Genomic DNA, 17794 nt, shown 5'->3' on the forward strand with positions numbered 1-17794 from the left:
GTTAGCCATGTATATAAGATAGTACTTTTTCAATTACAAATTCTTGTTCTTTATCCGTTAAACTTGGATACATAGGCAAGCTAATACATTTGGAATAGTAATTTTCAGAGTTATTTAAATTTGCATTATCATAGCCAATTTCCTTATAATAGGGCAAGGTATGAACTGGAATGTAATGTATTTGAGCAAAAATATGATGTGACTTTAAAAAGTCGTAAAGCCCTTTTCTATCGTCTACCTCAATTACAAATAAATGATGGGCATTTTGAGTTTTACTGGGTAGACTCTGAAATTTAATTTTATTTTTAAAGGCTTGTTTGTATCTATCTGCTATCTCATTTCTACGTGCAACACCAGCTTTGTTTTTAGACAATTGGGTGATTCCCAAAGCAGATTGAATATCGGTTAATCTATAATTATATCCCAATTCTTGCATTTCATAAAACCAGCCACCATGATTTTCTGCCATGTTTTCTTTGGTAATGCCGTGCGTTCTTAAAGATGCTAATTTTTTGTATAGCTTTTCAGAATTAGTGGTTACCATTCCTCCTTCTCCACAAGCAATATGTTTTACGGGGTGAAATGAGAAAATACCAATATCAGCATAATTCCCGTTCCCACACATTTGTTTGTTTCCGTTGGAATCGGTAAAATAGCCTCCAGGTGCATGACACGCATCCTCCACTATCCACAAATCATGTTCTTGGGCTAATGCTCTGAAAGCTTCCAAATTTACAGGTAAACCTGCAAAATCTACTGGAATAATACCTTTAAAAAAACCTTTTGGTTTGCTTTCAATTAATTTTTTAGTACTCTTTAAACAAAGTAAATAGGTATCCGGATCAATATCTGCAAACCAAACTTCGCCATCGGCATACCGTACGCAATTTGCGGAAGCTGCAAACGTAATTGGTGTCGTTATAACCCGTTCGCCTGCTTTTAACCCTAAAGCCAATACGGCCAAATGTAAACCGGAGGTGGCGTTATTTACAGCTACGGCATATTTGGAGCCTACGTAAGCAGCAAATTTATCTTCAAACTCCTTAACCTTCGGACCTTGTGTTAAGTAATCGGCAGTTAAGGTTTCTACAACCGCATCAATATCATCTTGAGTAATTGATTGTCTTCCGTAAGGTATGGCGTCTTTCATGACTATTAAAAGTTTGGATCTACATGTTGCTTAATTAAGTTTCGCAAGGTTTGAACGGTTTCCCAATCGTCATTATCTCCAGAATTATAGCTAAAGCCATAAGGCACTTTTTTAGCATTAAAATTGCTGATATAATCTTCTAAACTCCATTTATGAGTTGGAGGTAAAATAGTAAAATATTTACCTAAATCATAAGTATAAAACGAATCGGAAGCAGTTATCATTTCCTCATGAACTTTTTCACCTGGTCGGATTCCCACCACGGGTTTATCACAATCAGGACCAATAGCATTTGCCACATCTAAAATTTTATAAGATGGAATTTTAGGAACAAATAACTCACCTCCCCAAGCATGTTCTAATGCGTGCATAACCATATCTACACCGCCTTGTAATGAAATATTAAAGCGTGTCATATTCGGGTCTGTAATTGGAAGGACGTTTTCTTCTTTCTTTTTATTTATGAAAAATGGAATGACGGATCCGTTAGACCCCATAACATTTCCGTAACGTACTACAGAGAAACGAATAGGATTTTCACCTTTTATATTATTAGCCGCAATGAATAATTTATCTGATGTAAGCTTGGTAGCACCATATAAGTTAATTGGTGCACAAGCTTTATCGGTTGACAATGCAACAACGCGTTCCACTTTGGTTTTAAAGCAGGCATCCACCACGTTTTCTGCACCTCCAATATTGGTTTTAATACATTCGTCTGGATTATATTCCGCTATATGAACATGTTTCATAGCAGCTGCATGAATAACGTAATCAACACCTTGAAACGCCCGTACCAATCGTTCTTTATCTCTAACATCGCCAATAAAATAACGGATTTGTGGATAGGTATCAGACGGATATTCTTGAGCCATTTGAAATTGCTTTTGCTCATCTCGTGAAAAAATGATTAAACGTCTTAAATCTGGGTATTTAGAAAGGATATGCGTTGTTAAGGCTTTCCCTAAAGAACCTGTACCTCCTGTTATTAATATTGATTTTCCTTTTAATTCTAGCATGTTCTAATTTTAAATCTTATGTTATTCTTAAAGATGTTGATTTTTAAGTAATTATAAACCCGTAAAATCTCATTTATTATATTTATCAGTTGGCAAATATAAATAAATCAAAGAGACTTTATAATTTTTATGTTATAAATAAAACAATGCAAATAGCCTAAAAAATCATTCCCGCAGCTACAGTGTCGTTAGTTAAATCATCAACTAAAATAATACTTCCTGTGGCTCTATTATCACGATAAGAATCCACCAATAATGGTTTAGTTGTTCTAATTTTAACTTTACAGATATCGTTCATGTTTAATTCTTTATTTTCAATATCGCGATTTAGTGTTTCAATGTCTATTTTATAAATGATTTCTTTTATCATAGCTTTTTGTACATTATTAGCATGATGTATACTGTATTTTGCACGAGGTTTTGCCGATTTATTATTTAACCAACATAGCATAACCTCAATATCTTGTACAGCTTCGGGTTTATTGTTTAAACGCACAATCATATCACCACGACTTATGTCTATATCGTCCTCTAATGTCATTGAAACAGACATAGGAGCAAACGCTTCAGATAGTTCTTCTTTAAATGAATTAATAGATTTTATCTTTGATGAAAAGCCTGAAGGCATAATGGTTACTTCATCACCGATTCGAAAAACACCACTGGCAATACGACCAGCATATCCGCGATAATCAATGAAATCGCCATATTGAGGCCTAATTATGGTCTGAACTGGGAAACGGGCATCTACTTTGTTAATATCACTACTAATATGTAAGGTTTCCAAGGTGTGCAGCAAAGGCGATCCTTGGTACCAAGGCATATTTTCAGATCTGTTTACAACATTGTCACCTAATAAAGCTGAAATAGGAATAAAACGAACATCTTTCACCAACATTTTAGATGAAAAACTTTCAAATTGATTAATTATAGTACTATAAACTTCTTCGGAGAAATTAACTAAATCCATTTTATTTATGCATACGATAATGTGCGATATTTGAAGTAACGATGCTATAAAAGAATGGCGTTTTGTTTGCTCAACAACACCATGTCTAGCATCCACTAAAATTATTGCTGCATTGGCCGTTGAAGCACCTGTAACCATATTACGGGTGTATTGATGATGTCCTGGTGTATCTGCTATAATGAATTTACGTTTGGGAGTTGTAAAATATCTATAGGCAACATCTATGGTAATACCTTGATCTCGTTCATCTCTTAAACCGTCCGTTAACAATGCTAAATCAATCCCTTCACCCCCTTTTCTCTTACTCGTTTTTTCAATGGCTTCGAGTTGATCCTCAAATATTGATTTAGAATCGTATAATAAACGGCCTATTAAGGTACTTTTCCCATCATCAACACTTCCTGCTGTTGTAAAACGTAATAATTGATTATTATCTAACATGGTAATTATTTGAGTTTTGTAAAAAATTTATATCTTCAAGAGATTTTTACATTAAAAATATCCTTGACGCTTTCTGTCTTCCATAGCCGTTTCAGATCGTTTATCATCGCTTCTATTGCCACGTTCTGTATGGCGAATACTGGCAACTTCTATAACAATCTTTTCTAATGTATCAGCATCAGATTCATCACCGCCTGTAATTGTTATATCTCCTAATGTTCTAAAGCGAATTTTTTTAGTGACCACTTGCTCATAATCTTCCAAAATTAAAAACTCTGAATTTGGTATCCATGTTCCACCTCTATTAACCACTTCACGTTCATGTGCAAAATAGAGAGACGGAATGGGAATATTTTCGAGTTTAATATAATTCCAAACGTCCATTTCGGTCCAATTGCTGATAGGAAACACTCTAAAATGTTCACCTTGAAAATGTTGGCCATTAAAAATATTCCATAATTCTGGACGTTGATTTTTTGGGTCCCACTGACCAAATTCATCTCTATGCGAAAAAATACGCTCTTTGGCGCGTGCCTTTTCTTCATCGCGACGACCACCGCCAATGGCACAATCTATATTATGCGCTTCTATTGCATCTAAAAGTGTGGTGGTCTGTAAAGCATTTCGCGTGGCATTTTTACCTCTTTCTTCCGATACGCGTCCACCGTCAATAGAGTCTTGTACAGAACCTATAATTAATTTTACACCTAAATCCTTAACAATATCATCTCGAAACTTAATCGTTTCTGGAAAATTATGCCCTGTGTCTACATGCATTAAAGAAAAAGGTATTTTAGCCGGATAAAAAGCTTTTTGAGCGAGATAAGTGACTAAAATTGAATCTTTTCCTCCGGAAAATAAAATTACAGGATTCTCAAATTGCGCATAAACTTCACGGAGTATATATATTGCTTCGCTCTCTAATTCCTTTAAATAATTTAAATAATATTTACTCATAATCCATTATAATTTAGGCATTATATAATCTATTATTCGCACTACGGCCTCATCTACAGTTTCAAATTCGGTGAGAATTTCAATATCTGGATAATCTGGTGCTTCGTAAGGTGCTGATATACCAGTCATATTTTTAATTTCACCAGCCCGCGCTTTTTTATATAGACCTTTTACGTCACGATTCTCGCACTCCTCAATACTTGTATTAATATATACCTCAACAAAGTTAACATCTTTCACTATATTTTTAATCTTCAGTCGATCTTTTTTATACGGAGAAACAAAGGCTGCTAATGTAACTAATCCCGCATCTAGCATAAGGTTTGCAATTTCACCAATTCTTCGCATATTTTCATTTCTATCGGCGGGAGAAAAGGTTAAATCGCTATTAATACCTTTCCGAATGTTGTCGCCATCTAAACAATATGTTTTTATACCTTCTTGAAATAATTTGGTTTCTACAGCATTCGCTATGGTAGATTTACCAGAACCTGATAAACCCGTAAACCATATTAATAAAGGTTTATGACCATTTGATTTTTGACGGTCTTTTCTTGAGACTTGATACGCTTGTAAAAAAATATTATCGTCCATAATTAGTCATTTTGACGAGTGGATAACCCGTAATTTAATCTATACCAAATACGCTCATGTAAATAGTATAAAATCATTTTTGTCACAACTTCAGCGAAACCAATTTGTAAAGCCGCTAAAGGATTACCAGAAATGATCCAGGCTAAAGTCATAGTATCTAAAGTACCTACTATACGCCAAGTTATAGTTTTAAACAAATGTCGTTTTCTACTTTCTAAAGTTACACCACCCTTTGTAACAGACATTTTATACCAAACACGCTCATGCAAATAGTACAAAATACTTTTTGTAGTTACTTCAGCAAAACTTAATTTAAATCCAATTAATGGGCTTCCTGTAATTAACCAAGATAAAACAAACGTATCCATAGTACCTATAGCACGCCAAGTTATGGTTTTAGCTATATGTCTTTTGTAAGATGAATCTGCCATTATTTACTAACTAAAAAAGAACTATTCAATAAATTCTCTTTATTGTATACTAATTTCTGTTCCATGTCTACTGATATTACGTTAATACCTACTGCCTCACAAATAGCCTGACCAGCAGCTGTATCCCATTCCATTGTTGGTGCAAAACGCGGATAAATATCAGCTTCACCTTCCGCAATTATGCAAAATTTTAAAGAACTCCCTTTAGAAACAATTTCGATATCCTTTCCTGCAAATTTTAATTTTTCAATAAAATCTAGCGTATCTGGATTCATATGCGAACGACTTCCCACTATTTTAACCAATTTATTATCAGTGATTTTAGGGTGAATTGCTTTTGCTAATTGCTGAACACGTTCGAGTGATACATCATGCGATGTCAAACTAGCTTTAAAGGATTTACTATTTTCTATATCTGAATAATAAAGTGTTTGAGTTACTGGCACATAAATAACCCCTAACACTGGTTTTCCTTGGGTAACTAATGCAATATTTACAGTGAATTCGCCATTGCGCTTTACAAACTCTTTAGTGCCATCAAGAGGATCCACTATCCAACAAGTTTCCCAATGCTTTCTAATAGAAAAATCTGTTTGTTTATTTTCTTCTGAAATTATGGGGATTTTTGAAGGAACTAAATATGAATTAATAATGTTGTTTGCTTTCTTATCGGCTTCGGTTAATGGCGAATTATCATCTTTAAAGTCTACCGCAAAAGCAGTATCATAAACTTCCATTATTTCCTTTCCTGCGGCTAAAGATGCTTTTATAGCAATTTGTAAATTTTTATTCATAATATTTAGCAATTACCTGATGTAACCCGTTTTTCCAATCGGCTGTTGTTATCTTAAATGCAGTTTCAATTTTTGAGGATTCCAATACACTATTTTTTGGTCTTCTAGCGGGCGTTGGATAGTTTTTAGTCTGTATTGAATTTAACTTGATAGAAATTTGGCCAAATTTAAAAACAGCTTGAGCAAATTCAAACCAACTTATAGCGCCTTTGTTGCTAAAATGATATAAGCCGAATTTCTTATTGCCACTTATTATAATTTCCAAAACAACTTCTACCAAATCTTGGGCATAGGTTGGACTGCCAATTTGATCATTTACAACATGTAACTCCTCTTTTTCAGCGCCTAAACGCAACATGGTTTTTACAAAGTTATTTCCAAATTCAGAATACAACCATGAGGTTCTAATGATAAAGTAATTCTCTAAAATAGATTGAATATTTCTTTCGCCTTGTAGTTTGGATGCTCCATAAACATTTATAGGGTTTGGAATGTCTGTTTCCGAATATGGTTCCTTTTTTGAACCATCAAACACAAAGTCTGTAGAAATATGAATTAAAATAACACCATATTTTTTGCAAACTTCCGCTAAATTTCTAGCTCCAATAGCATTAATTAAAAAGGCTTCTTCTTTTTCTTCTTCAGCTCTATCAACTGCCGTATAAGCTGCACAATTTATGCAATAGTTAAAGTTATTAGATTGAAAGTATCTGTCTACTTGCTCTTGGTTTGAAATATCTAAAGTAGCTTTAGTTGTAAAGGTAAAATTAAGAGCCTTATAATTATTGCCCTGATGTAAGGCGAATACAGTCTTACCTAGCTGACCGTTAGAACCCGTAATTAAAACCTCTGTTTTCATTTAAAAAAGGCTTCAAATGTTGGCAGTAGTTTGTCTTTATCTGATAAAAGCAACTCCTTTTCTGGCAATTGCCAATCAATATTCAAGCTGGGATCGTTATAAATAATTCCAGCTTCAGACTCTTTATTGTAATAATTATCGCATTTATAAGCAAAAATGGCTGTGTCACTCAGCACCACAAACCCATGAGCAAAACCTCGTGGTAGAAAAAATTGTTTTTTGTTATCTTCAGATAATTCTAAAGCTTGAAACTCACCAAATGTTGAGGAGTCTGGCCTAACATCTACGGCAATATCTAAAACACGACCTTTTATAACACGAACGAGTTTGGCTTGGGCAAATTTGCCTGTTTGAAAATGAAGGCCACGTAAAACGCCTTTGGTAGAAAAAGTCTCATTGTCTTGAATAAAATTGACATGTTGACCTGTTGCCTCAAAAAAATTATTCTGATTAAAGCTCTCAAAAAAATAACCCCTTGAATCCTGAAAAACTTGGGGTTCAAGAATGAAGCAATCCTTTAATTTTGTTTCTGTAATTCCCATTATTTATTCAACATACCTAAAAGATTGATGCCATAACCACTTTTTAATAATGGTTCTGCTAATGCTCTAAATTGATTTTCTGTAATATAACCCATTTCAAAAGCAGCGGCTTCTATGGAGCCAATTTTTAATCCTTGACGTTGTTCTATAACCTCAACAAATTGTGCCGCTTGCATAAGCGAATCAAACGTGCCAGTGTCTAACCAAGCTGTTCCTCTATCCAAAATACTAACACTTAGTTTACCTTGTTTTAAATAGGCTTTATTAACGTCTGTTATTTCTAATTCACCACGATGACTTGGTTTGATGTTTTTTGCGACTTCAATAACGGAATTATCATAAAAATAAATACCTGGAACAGCATAATTAGATTTTGGCTTTTCAGGTTTTTCTTCAATAGACATAACTTGTCCTTCATCATTAAAATCTACAACACCATAGCGTTCTGGATCATTGACGCGGTATGCATATATAATGCCACCATCGGGATTATTATTACTCTGAAGCAATTTAGCCAAACCAGAACCATAGAAAATATTATCACCCAGAATTAAAGCGACTTTATCTTTTTGAATAAAATCTTCAGCTATTAAAAACGCTTCAGCTAAACCATTAGGATGTTCTTGAACGGCATATTCAAAGGTGCAACCAAACTTCTTGCCATCGCCTAATAACTCTTGAAATAAGGGTAAATCTTTAGGTGTTGAAATAATAAGGATTTCGTGTATTCCAGCATACATTAAGGTTGATAACGGATAATAAATCATGGGCTTGTCATAGACAGGCATGAGCTGTTTACTAACCGATAACGTTAATGGATGTAACCGTGTGCCTGATCCTCCTGCTAGAATAATCCCTTTCATCTATTTTTTATATTTATCTAAATACCAATTAATTGTTTTCTTAATGCCTGACTCAAAATTTTCATCAGCCTTCCAGCCTAAATTAGATTCAATTTTGGATGCATCAATGGCATAACGGAAATCATGACCAGGCCTGTCAGAAACAAAGGTAATTTGTTCCTTATAGCTTGTGTGTTTCGGTTTTAATTCGTCTAACGCGTCACAAATAGTATGAGCTATTTCTAAATTGTTTCGTTCATTTTTACCACCAATATTATAGGTTTCTCCAGCTTTTCCGGTTTGATAGGCTAGATAAATTCCTTGGCAGTGATCCAAAACATACAACCAATCGCGAATATTTTTACCATCGCCATAAATTGGAATATTCTCTCCAGCAATGGCTTTTCTTATAATAGTTGGAATCAACTTTTCATCATGCTGTTTTGGTCCGTAATTATTAGAGCAGTTTGTGGTAACGACATTCATTCCATAGGTATGAAAGTAACTACGAACGATAAAGTCTGATGACGCTTTTGAAGCGCTGTATGGACTATTTGGCGCATAAGGCGTGGTTTCTGTAAACAAGCCTGTTTTGCCTAATGTTCCGTAAACTTCATCGGTTGAAATGTGTAAAAACCTATTATTCTCACAACCTGATTTAAATTGATTAGGTCCATGCATCCAATGCTTTTTAGCTACATCTAGTAGATTAAAGGTACCAAAAACGTTTGTCTCTATAAAGGCATCCGGGTTTTTGATGGAATTATCTACGTGAGATTCCGCAGCAAAATGGATAACCCCATTAAATTGGTGATTTTCAAATAACTTTTCAATTAATTCTCTATCACAAATATCACCTTCAACAAAATGGTATCTACTATTTTTTGCTATTTCGGTTAAATTAGAAAGCTCACCTGCATAAGTGAGCTTGTCTAAATTTACAATGGAAATATCTTGAAAATTCTCAAGCAAATGAACAATAAAATTTGAGCCTATAAACCCAGCGCCACCGGTTATTAATAAGGTATTATGCTTCATAACTCTTGACATATAACACGGTTCTTCTTGTTATGTAAAATACACAAAGAATTAAAAATGCAATTAATGGAAATATTAAAGCGTATTTATCCGTCCAATGGCTGACATTTTTACCTACTTTCTGAAAGCTTGAAATAACATCGAAAACCACATCTTCGTCTACTTTCTTCTCATCTAAATCCCGTAATTGGTTTCTTAAACTTATTTCTTTCTCTAATAAGTCGTATTCACGTGTATTGGACTTGTCTTTACTTAATGAAAATCCTTCTCCTCCAATACTAAATTCTGATGCTTGGGATTGTGATTCATTTTCTAAAACGTTAATATATATCTTTTGTAAGGAATCTACTTGCGCTAGTTGAGAGATAATATTGTCTTTTTGAATACCAATTAAGGAGTCTCTTTTTTTCATTCTTTTTATAGAATACTCATTGGTAAACGATGCATTTAAACCATTTTCTAATTTTGTGAAAATATCATTCTTGCGAGAACTAACTGTGATTTGAAATATTTCGCCACTGTAAATGCTTCTATTTGCTATATAATCATCAAAACTAATTTCATTTGCACGAACACTATCTATAGATTTCACAAAGCGATCGTACTGTATAATTTTGTCATTTTCAGTTTCTGGACCAGGCTCAATTTCAAAACTTACCAGTTCATGCGCATCTTCTTTAGAGATTTCGAATAAGTCGGCTATCGTTTCATAATTGTTATTACTTAACAATGCATTATAATAACCTATGTTTGTAACAAGCTGGAATTTGGACTCAAAATATGGTCTAACTAGCATAGATGAACTATAAACTTTAGGTTTCATCCTTTCAAGTGTATACCCCAAAATACCAGCTAAAATCATTATAACCACTATGATTTTAATATTTACTATTACAACCTTTAAACTAAAAATTATAACTGAAAAAATAGCTTTGAAGATATTGGATATGAAGCTAATCAACTTATTAAAGACGTTTCCTATCACATTAAACAACTGCCCTAAATCAACCTCTTCTGAATCGTTTGATTTATTAGAATTTTGAGGATTCTCGTTCATATCTATCTACTGATTATTAAATATTTGTTGTAATATTTTTCTTGTTATTAAATAGGTTGGTTTTACTCCTGACGTCCCCAATCCACCTGATGCTAATGTACCTCCTGTTTCTAAAGGATTATCACTTGCATAATAGGCATAACGCACTTTAACATCTGGATTAATTGTTTTTCTTACTTTGGATGCCGATTGAATTGCTTTTTGGTAATGAGCACCTTCCATTTCAAGTCCTATAACATGCCACGTGGAATTATAGAAAAACCTTAAAATATCTTTGTTTTGTAATGATGTTCCTAATACCGTTATCATAGAGCCTTCAAAAACAGACAAACCATGGCCATCCAAATCTGCCTTGGATAACTCATTTACAAATGGATAATTATCAGCTGTCCCTTCAAAAATATGTGCAGACGGTATCATAATATCGCCTTTTCCACCTTCCAAAATTCCTGCTTTACCCATAATGGATACGGATGCCACATTTAAATGAATACTTTTATTATCAATTTGGGCAGGTTTTAATAACTCGTCAATGGTTTCGTAGGCTTGCTCTCCAAAAGCATAATCCATAACAAATATAATAGGTTTTTCGGATTTCTTATCGGTTTTAGTAATTTCTAAATCAGTTTTCGATAAATCTATCTTTTCTGTATCAAAAATCTGTACATCTATATTGGTTCCAGACGTGTCTGGTATATAAATCATGCCCCCTTGTAAGGCTTGCTTGGTTACCTTTTCACGTAGAGATTCATTTTCTTTTTTGCTGATTTCTTCGTAAACCTGAAAAATGGTTTTTTTACCTAGTAAACTTTTTAGCGCTGTTGGTGCATAAATTGTATTCATAACACTATGCATATTGGCACTAATGATATGAATTGGTCTTTCTAAAAGGTTATTTTTATGTAAAATATTTTTAATATTATCTGCCCATATTTCACCATGAATATGATGACCTAAACGCTCGCGTAAAACAGGGCTAAAAGTAATGGTGCGTTTATTATTATTAATAACTTCCTCAATAGCAAGTTTTCCTAACCAATAAACAATATGTAATAAACGCTCTGGTTGTTCTGGTGTTTGAAATTGCTCATAAACAAAGCGCAACTCATCAAACGTTCTTCCCAAAATATTTGCCGTATGTGTTATAGCAATCTCACGTTCGTTTTGGGTAAGTTTTTTTTTGGCTAACACAGCTTTTTCTAACTTAATCCAATCGCGCGTAGTACCACCAGATTCATCAATTAAAACGCGCTTGCTTATTTTATGAGATTCCACAAACATAAAGGTTAAGTGGGTTAGAATATCATAAATCTCTGAACGACCTCTTGTAATTTCAATATTCATTTGTTCATCGTCAATGCGATAACAATTTCTGCGTCGTTTTGGAGGAATTATAGCTTTAAAATGGGAGTTACCGTAACCTTCATCACTAGTCAGGTTAATAAACATGCACTCTTCAATACCTTGAGGTAATCTATCAATAACATATAAAAGTCCTTCTAATTCTGCTTTTTCATCACCAATGGATCCATAAATTTCAGGACGTAAAAGTAATAAAGCCTCACGAAGCGTTTCACCTGAAACACCCATAGGCTTATAAAAACCACGATTAAATAAATGTCTCATGGTAATGTACATTCTTTCTATTGCATTTGAGCTTTCTTGAGCTCTCGTTCTAGCATGATGCTTTTTTTTGTTCATAAAAACTGTTTAATTATCAAATATACTATTATTTAATCAAATTCAAATTGTAGATTTTATCTGCAATTTTCCTATCGTTTGATAAACGTGGTAATTTATTCTGACCTCCTAATTTTCCTATAGATTTCATATAGTCCTGAAAACCATTTTTGGTAATCATAGTTATTTTTAACGGCTGTAAAACCCGACCTTTAATTAAATCGAAATAATAACTGTTTTGATTCTGTAAAGCCGCATCAATTTTAGCAGCTAATTGCGAAACATCTGCTACGTCATTTTCAAATTCTATAAACCACTCATGATAGGGCAATCCCGATTCTGGTGTAATTTGGGGAGCAACTGTAAATTCAGAAATTTGAAAATTGGTTCCTTCAATGGCTTCTTTTAAAGCTTGTTCTACTTCTTTTCCTATAACATGTTCGCCAAAAGCTGAAATAAAATGCTTAATCCTACCAGAAACAATTACACGATACGGTTTTGTGGATGTAAACATAACGGTATCTCCAACATTGTATGCCCAAAGCCCTGCGTTTGTTGAAATGATCATCACGTAATTAACACCAATTTTTACATCTTTGAGGGTTAATCTAGTTGGATGTGCATCAAAAAATGCATCAGCTGGAATAAATTCGTAAAATATACCCGCATTTAAAAGCAATAACATGCCTTTTTGATCTTGCTTATCTTGATAGGCAAAAAATCCTTCGCTGGCTGGATATAATTCAATACTATCAACTTTCCGGCCGATTAAATTTTCAAATTTAGCACGATAGGGTTCATAGTTTACACCTCCAAAAATAAAAAGGTTGAAGTTTTTAAAAACATCACCCACTTTCTGACCTGTTTTCTGTTGAATTTTCTCAAAATACATTTGAACCCAAGATGGAATTCCAGAAATAACGGTCATGTTTTCTGGAAGCGTTTCTTTAACAATAGCTTCCACTTTGGTTTCCCAATCTTCAATACAATTGGTTTCCCAAGACGGCATGCGATTTTTCTGAAGATATTCTGGGACAAAATGAGCCACAATTCCGGATAAGCGTCCCAATTGAATCCCATTTTGCTCATGTAAAACAGGACTTCCTTGTAGAAATATCATTTTTCCTGCTACGAATTGTGAATTTCCCGTTTCATGAATGTAGGATAAAATAGCATTTCGCGCAGCCGTAACATGGGTTGGCATACTTTCCTTAGTCAACGGAATATATTTAGCACCCGATGTGGTACCTGATGTTTTGGCGAAATAAAGCGGTTTTCCTGTCCATAATACATTGGGTTCCCCGGCAACAACACGCTCTACGTAGGGTTTTAGTTCTTCGTAATCGCGAATTGGTACACGTTTTACAAAATCCGCATGATGGTTAATGCTAATAAAATCATGATCCGCTCCAAAGGCCGTGGAACTGGCTTGACTTATGAGTTCCTGAAACACCTGTTCTTGGGTTTCAATAGGGTTATCAATCCACTTTTTCTCCTTTCTAATAATATAACTTGCGAATGGTTTCGCCAATAAAGCTTTTAGTGAAAACATTATTTAAAATCTATAAAATTAGTCGGATTAATAGGGTATCCATCACTCCATAATTCAAAATGCAAATGTGGTCCAGTAGTAATTGAACCTGTATTACCAGTTGTGGCAATCACTTCGCCAGCTGTTACAACATCACCTTGTACTTTGGTAAGCAGGGTATTATGTTTATACACGGAAATTAAACTTTGGCTATGTTCTAAAATGATAACGTAACCAGCTTCGGTTGTCCAATCAGCAAAAATTACCGTTCCGTCAGCGGTTGCTTTTACTGGTGTTCCTTTTTCTGCTACAATATCCACAGCAAAATGTTTTTCTTCCACATTATATTCTTGAGAAATAGTTCCAGAAACAGGTGGAAATAGTATAAAACTGGAATTGAGTTTTGCCGATTCAAATAAATTGTATTTATCTTCTTTTTTTACTTTTTCTCGTAAAATAGAATCCTCTTTTGTTGGCGATAAATCTATAGTTTTAGCTTCTTGTCGTGTAGCTTCAATAATTGAATCTTTGTTAAAATCTACCTTATCAACTTCGCCATACAAAACCTTTTTTATAGATGAAAAATACTGCTCATTTACTGCAATAACTTGTTGGAGTGAATCGGTTTTATAATTTAACTCTGTTGCACGTTTTTTAAGTGCCACAGATGAATAACCAGGAATATATTCGCGGAGTGGCGTAAACGCAATTAAAATGGTAGTGGCTACAATTAAAAAAATAGCCGATAATGACATGAGCACAAACACATTAAGTCGCGTTAGTTTTAAGGAAATACGCTCTTCAAAAGTGTCCTCGTTTAAAATAACCAATCGATACTTATTAAGTAGTTTCTTGGTAAATTTTCTAGATTTCTTCTTTTTATTAGCCATAGGTTCCACAAAATTACTTAAAAATATGGCACAATCGTATTTAGTTCATGCTAAAGTTGGTGTTAAAACGTTTATATTAAACTTTAATTATTAACTTTGTACTTTAAAATAACATACGATGATTTCATTAAGTATATTTTTAGCCCCAGGACCATGGCAAATAGTTTTAATTGTCGTGATTGTTTTACTACTTTTTGGTGGTAAAAAAATCCCTGAATTAATGCGTGGCTTAGGTAGCGGAATTAAAGAATTTAAGGACGCAAGTAAAGAAGAAGAAACTGATAAAAAAGAGTAATCTTTTTTAGTACATACGAAAAAACCCAACCTGTTATCGAGTTGGGTTTTTTTGTGTCTAATTATGTTTCTATTTTAATGAAATTTTATGGACTTAATAATGGCTTCCAACTCAAACATATAGTCCCGCTTACTAACCGATGGTGCAAAAGCAAAACCTTCTACCACCAGAAGTCGATTATTAGCCTCATCATCAATTATATAGTTAACAAATGGCCCAGACATAAAGGCATTTTTAACATCCCAAATACCTCTAGTTTCATAAGCTAATTTATCATTAATTGTAGTTTTGGCTAAAAACGGTGTGTATTTATTTTCAGTGATCATAAACGAGCCATCCAAAGGTCCTGGAATATGCTTTTCCCCTATGGAATCTCGAATTTTTATTATTTGACCAACCACGCTATCATTGTCTGTAATGCTGCCATAAGGAAGCTCATAAAGCAAAATATTAGTGGTTCCGGTGGTAATATCTTTTCGAATCCAATAAAATTTTCCGTCTTCCGTTGCAATTCTGTATGCAGATGGAAAGTTAATGGATATGCCTAATTTTTCTTTAATGGTATTATTTTTATGAAGCGATAATTTAATGCGTCGTTGCTGTTCTTTAATTTCTTCATTTTTTAAAGCCATTACAATTTGATCCGCATTATCCGTTAACTGTTGCGAAATTTCCTCATCCGTTTTACCTGTTACAACCACCACACGTTGGGGTCTAGCAAATAAATTTTTTGCAATTTTAACCTTGGCAGAATCACTTTTTTCAATTTTTAAAACAATCCGACTTTGCTGTGCAAAACCTGTGAAAACAACTGGTGGTAATTGGCTCAATATAAATAGGGGTTCGTCTTGTGGTAAGCCGTGAACAGGAGCCGCCAAAATATTCCGAAGTGTCTCTCCTACCTGACCTTCCCACAATTCATTGTCTACAACAACCGACAGATTATTGATTTTCCCAGACGATTGGGATAAAAGACGTTTATTTGAAGATTTGTTGTCGTTACATGACGTCATTACTATTAATGACATAAAAACAAGTAATAATTTTTGCATGATAGTACCTAGTTTATACTGATTAGCCTTTGGAAAGTTTTAATGACATTCCTGGTTTTAAATTGTTACCACTAATATCGTTCCAATCTCGAATATTTTGAACAGAAACGCCTGGAAATTTTTGTGAAATACTCCAAAGCGAGTCACCACTCTTTACAATATAGGTTTTTGGCGTTGATTTTGAACTACTTGAGTTGTTAGAACTGCTTGCCTGTGGAACAGGATTTCTTGGGTATATAGTTAAACGCTGTCCAATACGTAAATTATTACTCCGCAAACCGTTCCATTGTTTTATTTGACTTACGCGAACACCATATTTCCTAGCTATTAAGCCTAAATAATCTCCAGATTTAACGCGATATCGTTCTTTACTTTGACTATCAAAAAATTGTGGTAATGGTTTTTCCCGTTCATCCAATTCAGCCTTCGCAGATTTGTAAATAGTATCCTCGTTAGTTACAAATGTTCCAACAGCTGTTAGTGGCAATCGTAATGAATAGTTTTCCTCTGGAATAAAGGGAATAATATCTAATTTGTAGGATGGGTTTAAAAATTGTAATTCTTCTATATTAACACCTGTCGCTTCTGAAACCTGATCTAAAGTAATCATTTGCTTTACATGAATTGTATCAGTTTCAAAATGATGAAATGCTGGTTTTTCGGCAACTAATCCGTGTTCTTCAGCATATTCAAAAATATACATGGTTGCCAAAAATGCAGGAAGATATCCCGCTGTTTCACGTGGTAAATTATGACGAATATTCCAGTAATTTTCATAACCACCTGATCGTCTAATAGCTTTTAATACATTTCCTGGTCCCGAATTATACGCTGCTAATGCCAAATCCCAATCTCCGAACATAGAATACAAGGCAGCCAAATATTTAGCTGCGGCTTTGGTAGATTTTATTGGGTCGCTACGTTCATCTACATAACTACTCACATTTAAACCATATTCTTTTCCTGTGGCAAACATAAACTGCCATAAACCTGTTGCACCTACACGTGATCGTGCTCGTGGTTTTAAAGCGGATTCTACAATGGCTAAATACTTAACCTCCAAAGGCACATCTTGTGCGTCCAATTCTTGCTCAAACATAGGGAAATAGAAGTGACTCAACCCCATGAGTCGCTCAAAATAACCACGTCTATTTTTTAAAAATCCTTTTATAACACTTTCTAAAGATGGATTGTACGCAATATTAAAAGGTGTTCTAGCATTTAAGCGATCTAAACGTGCCTTTAAAGTATCGGTTGGTAAATCTGGATAATAAACTTCCTTATAATCTAATTCTGAAATGGCTGTATAAAGGGTATCGTATAAAGCGTTGCTATATAATTCTTCCCGCCATTTTTCATCTAATTCTGCTGTAAATTCTAAATCTTTAAGCGCTTTTATATCAACAGAGTCGGTTTCTATTTCAATTTGCTTTTTGTAAAATTGTTGTCCATCAATTATGGTGTCCACTTCATAAGATTCACCAGCAATTAATTGCTCTTCGGGAATATGCGTTTTTACAATTTTCTTGGGAATAGAATCTTGCGCATAGGTTATTCCCACAGCAATAAATATTGCAGAAAGACTTAAACGTATGTTATTTTTAGTAAAACAATTCACGTATTTAGGTTTTAAAATTTGGGGTAATAGTTTT

The 17794-nt window shown here is 34.0% G+C and carries 18 protein-coding genes; 1 reads left to right on the forward strand and 17 read right to left on the reverse strand.

Going from position 1 to position 17794, the window contains the following annotated elements:
* Position 1 precedes the first annotated feature (1 nt).
* The 15 genes from pseC to ACFPH8_RS02625 form a co-directional block, all read right to left on the reverse strand.
* Complete coding sequence (pseC, locus tag ACFPH8_RS02555; RefSeq protein WP_376858338.1) at positions 2–1150, reverse strand: UDP-4-amino-4,6-dideoxy-N-acetyl-beta-L-altrosamine transaminase; 1149 nt, start codon at positions 1148–1150, stop codon at positions 2–4.
* A gap of 5 nt (positions 1151–1155) precedes the next feature.
* Positions 1156–2169, reverse strand: coding sequence for a UDP-N-acetylglucosamine 4,6-dehydratase (inverting) (gene pseB / locus ACFPH8_RS02560; protein WP_376858339.1), 1014 nt, complete (start codon positions 2167–2169; stop codon positions 1156–1158).
* Between the two features lie 157 nt (positions 2170–2326).
* Positions 2327–3580, reverse strand: coding sequence for a sulfate adenylyltransferase subunit 1 (locus ACFPH8_RS02565; RefSeq protein ID WP_376858340.1), 1254 nt, complete (start codon positions 3578–3580; stop codon positions 2327–2329).
* 51 nt (positions 3581–3631) lie between these two features.
* A complete protein-coding gene (gene cysD, locus ACFPH8_RS02570) occupies positions 3632–4537 on the reverse strand; it encodes a sulfate adenylyltransferase subunit CysD (protein ID WP_248396857.1) in 906 nt (301 codons plus the stop codon).
* Between the two features lie 6 nt (positions 4538–4543).
* A complete protein-coding gene (cysC, locus tag ACFPH8_RS02575) occupies positions 4544–5131 on the reverse strand; it encodes an adenylyl-sulfate kinase (protein WP_248396858.1) in 588 nt (195 codons plus the stop codon).
* A 2-nt stretch (positions 5132–5133) separates the two neighbouring features.
* Entirely contained in the window at positions 5134–5562 is a 429-nt protein-coding gene (locus ACFPH8_RS02580; RefSeq protein ID WP_376858341.1) for a DUF2061 domain-containing protein, read from the reverse strand.
* Complete coding sequence (cysQ, locus tag ACFPH8_RS02585) at positions 5562–6356, reverse strand: 3'(2'),5'-bisphosphate nucleotidase CysQ (RefSeq protein WP_376858342.1); 795 nt, start codon at positions 6354–6356, stop codon at positions 5562–5564. Before cysQ ends, ACFPH8_RS02580 begins: the two co-directional genes overlap by 1 nt.
* Positions 6349–7215 carry a dTDP-4-dehydrorhamnose reductase gene (gene rfbD / locus ACFPH8_RS02590; protein ID WP_376858343.1) on the reverse strand — a complete coding sequence of 289 codons (867 nt, stop codon included), beginning with the start codon at positions 7213–7215 and terminating at the stop codon, positions 6349–6351. Before rfbD ends, cysQ begins: the two co-directional genes overlap by 8 nt.
* The gene (rfbC, locus tag ACFPH8_RS02595) at positions 7212–7757 is read right to left on the reverse strand and encodes a dTDP-4-dehydrorhamnose 3,5-epimerase (protein WP_376858344.1); all 546 of its coding nucleotides are present in this window, start codon (positions 7755–7757) and stop codon (positions 7212–7214) included. Before rfbC ends, rfbD begins: the two co-directional genes overlap by 4 nt.
* Complete coding sequence (gene rfbA / locus ACFPH8_RS02600; RefSeq protein WP_248396863.1) at positions 7757–8620, reverse strand: glucose-1-phosphate thymidylyltransferase RfbA; 864 nt, start codon at positions 8618–8620, stop codon at positions 7757–7759. The genes rfbC and rfbA overlap by 1 nt, the downstream gene beginning before the upstream one ends.
* Positions 8621–9637, reverse strand: a complete 1017-nt coding sequence (rfbB, locus tag ACFPH8_RS02605; RefSeq protein WP_248396864.1) for a dTDP-glucose 4,6-dehydratase — start codon at positions 9635–9637, stop codon at positions 8621–8623. It abuts the gene before it with no gap.
* Complete coding sequence (locus ACFPH8_RS02610; protein WP_248396865.1) at positions 9627–10694, reverse strand: hypothetical protein; 1068 nt, start codon at positions 10692–10694, stop codon at positions 9627–9629. Before ACFPH8_RS02610 ends, rfbB begins: the two co-directional genes overlap by 11 nt.
* Before the next feature lie 6 nt (positions 10695–10700).
* Positions 10701–12395, reverse strand: a complete 1695-nt coding sequence (locus ACFPH8_RS02615) for a DUF6909 family protein (RefSeq protein ID WP_248396866.1) — start codon at positions 12393–12395, stop codon at positions 10701–10703.
* A gap of 28 nt (positions 12396–12423) precedes the next feature.
* Positions 12424–13926, reverse strand: coding sequence for a GH3 auxin-responsive promoter family protein (locus ACFPH8_RS02620; RefSeq protein ID WP_376858345.1), 1503 nt, complete (start codon positions 13924–13926; stop codon positions 12424–12426).
* Positions 13926–14795 carry a M23 family metallopeptidase gene (locus ACFPH8_RS02625; protein WP_376858346.1) on the reverse strand — a complete coding sequence of 290 codons (870 nt, stop codon included), beginning with the start codon at positions 14793–14795 and terminating at the stop codon, positions 13926–13928. The genes ACFPH8_RS02620 and ACFPH8_RS02625 overlap by 1 nt, the downstream gene beginning before the upstream one ends.
* Positions 14796–14913: 118 nt before the next feature.
* Between ACFPH8_RS02625 and ACFPH8_RS02630 the strand changes: the two genes are divergently transcribed.
* Positions 14914–15090 (forward strand): twin-arginine translocase TatA/TatE family subunit, encoded by a 177-nt coding sequence (locus ACFPH8_RS02630; RefSeq protein ID WP_066254180.1) that lies wholly within the window; start codon positions 14914–14916, stop codon positions 15088–15090.
* Between the two features lie 74 nt (positions 15091–15164).
* Here the strand turns inward: ACFPH8_RS02630 and ACFPH8_RS02635 are convergent, their stop codons facing one another.
* Complete coding sequence (locus tag ACFPH8_RS02635; protein ID WP_376858347.1) at positions 15165–16142, reverse strand: DUF4837 family protein; 978 nt, start codon at positions 16140–16142, stop codon at positions 15165–15167.
* A 22-nt stretch (positions 16143–16164) separates the two neighbouring features.
* Entirely contained in the window at positions 16165–17760 is a 1596-nt protein-coding gene (locus ACFPH8_RS02640; protein WP_248396870.1) for a LysM peptidoglycan-binding domain-containing protein, read from the reverse strand.
* Positions 17761–17794 lie beyond the last annotated feature (34 nt).

The sequence above is a fragment of the Bizionia hallyeonensis genome, from assembly GCF_042657385.1.
GTDB lineage: Bacteria > Bacteroidota > Bacteroidia > Flavobacteriales > Flavobacteriaceae > Algorimicrobium > Algorimicrobium hallyeonense.

Excerpts from the sequence above, each read along its gene's own strand:
- pseC (WP_376858338.1), bottom strand. The coding sequence starts at position 1,150 with ATGAAAGACGCCATACCTTACGGAAGACAATCAATTACTCAAGATGAT.
- pseB (WP_376858339.1), bottom strand. The coding sequence starts at position 2,169 with ATGCTAGAATTAAAAGGAAAATCAATATTAATAACAGGAGGTACAGGT.
- ACFPH8_RS02565 (WP_376858340.1), bottom strand. The coding sequence starts at position 3,580 with ATGTTAGATAATAATCAATTATTACGTTTTACAACAGCAGGAAGTGTT.
- cysD (WP_248396857.1), bottom strand. The coding sequence starts at position 4,537 with ATGAGTAAATATTATTTAAATTATTTAAAGGAATTAGAGAGCGAAGCA.
- cysC (WP_248396858.1), bottom strand. The coding sequence starts at position 5,131 with ATGGACGATAATATTTTTTTACAAGCGTATCAAGTCTCAAGAAAAGAC.
- ACFPH8_RS02580 (WP_376858341.1), bottom strand. The coding sequence starts at position 5,562 with ATGGCAGATTCATCTTACAAAAGACATATAGCTAAAACCATAACTTGG.
- cysQ (WP_376858342.1), bottom strand. The coding sequence starts at position 6,356 with ATGAATAAAAATTTACAAATTGCTATAAAAGCATCTTTAGCCGCAGGA.
- rfbD (WP_376858343.1), bottom strand. The coding sequence starts at position 7,215 with ATGAAAACAGAGGTTTTAATTACGGGTTCTAACGGTCAGCTAGGTAAG.
- rfbC (WP_376858344.1), bottom strand. The coding sequence starts at position 7,757 with ATGGGAATTACAGAAACAAAATTAAAGGATTGCTTCATTCTTGAACCC.
- rfbA (WP_248396863.1), bottom strand. The coding sequence starts at position 8,620 with ATGAAAGGGATTATTCTAGCAGGAGGATCAGGCACACGGTTACATCCA.
- rfbB (WP_248396864.1), bottom strand. The coding sequence starts at position 9,637 with ATGAAGCATAATACCTTATTAATAACCGGTGGCGCTGGGTTTATAGGC.
- ACFPH8_RS02610 (WP_248396865.1), bottom strand. The coding sequence starts at position 10,694 with ATGAACGAGAATCCTCAAAATTCTAATAAATCAAACGATTCAGAAGAG.
- ACFPH8_RS02615 (WP_248396866.1), bottom strand. The coding sequence starts at position 12,395 with ATGAACAAAAAAAAGCATCATGCTAGAACGAGAGCTCAAGAAAGCTCA.
- ACFPH8_RS02620 (WP_376858345.1), bottom strand. The coding sequence starts at position 13,926 with ATGTTTTCACTAAAAGCTTTATTGGCGAAACCATTCGCAAGTTATATT.
- ACFPH8_RS02625 (WP_376858346.1), bottom strand. The coding sequence starts at position 14,795 with ATGGCTAATAAAAAGAAGAAATCTAGAAAATTTACCAAGAAACTACTT.
- ACFPH8_RS02630 (WP_066254180.1), top strand. The coding sequence starts at position 14,914 with ATGATTTCATTAAGTATATTTTTAGCCCCAGGACCATGGCAAATAGTT.
- ACFPH8_RS02635 (WP_376858347.1), bottom strand. The coding sequence starts at position 16,142 with ATGCAAAAATTATTACTTGTTTTTATGTCATTAATAGTAATGACGTCA.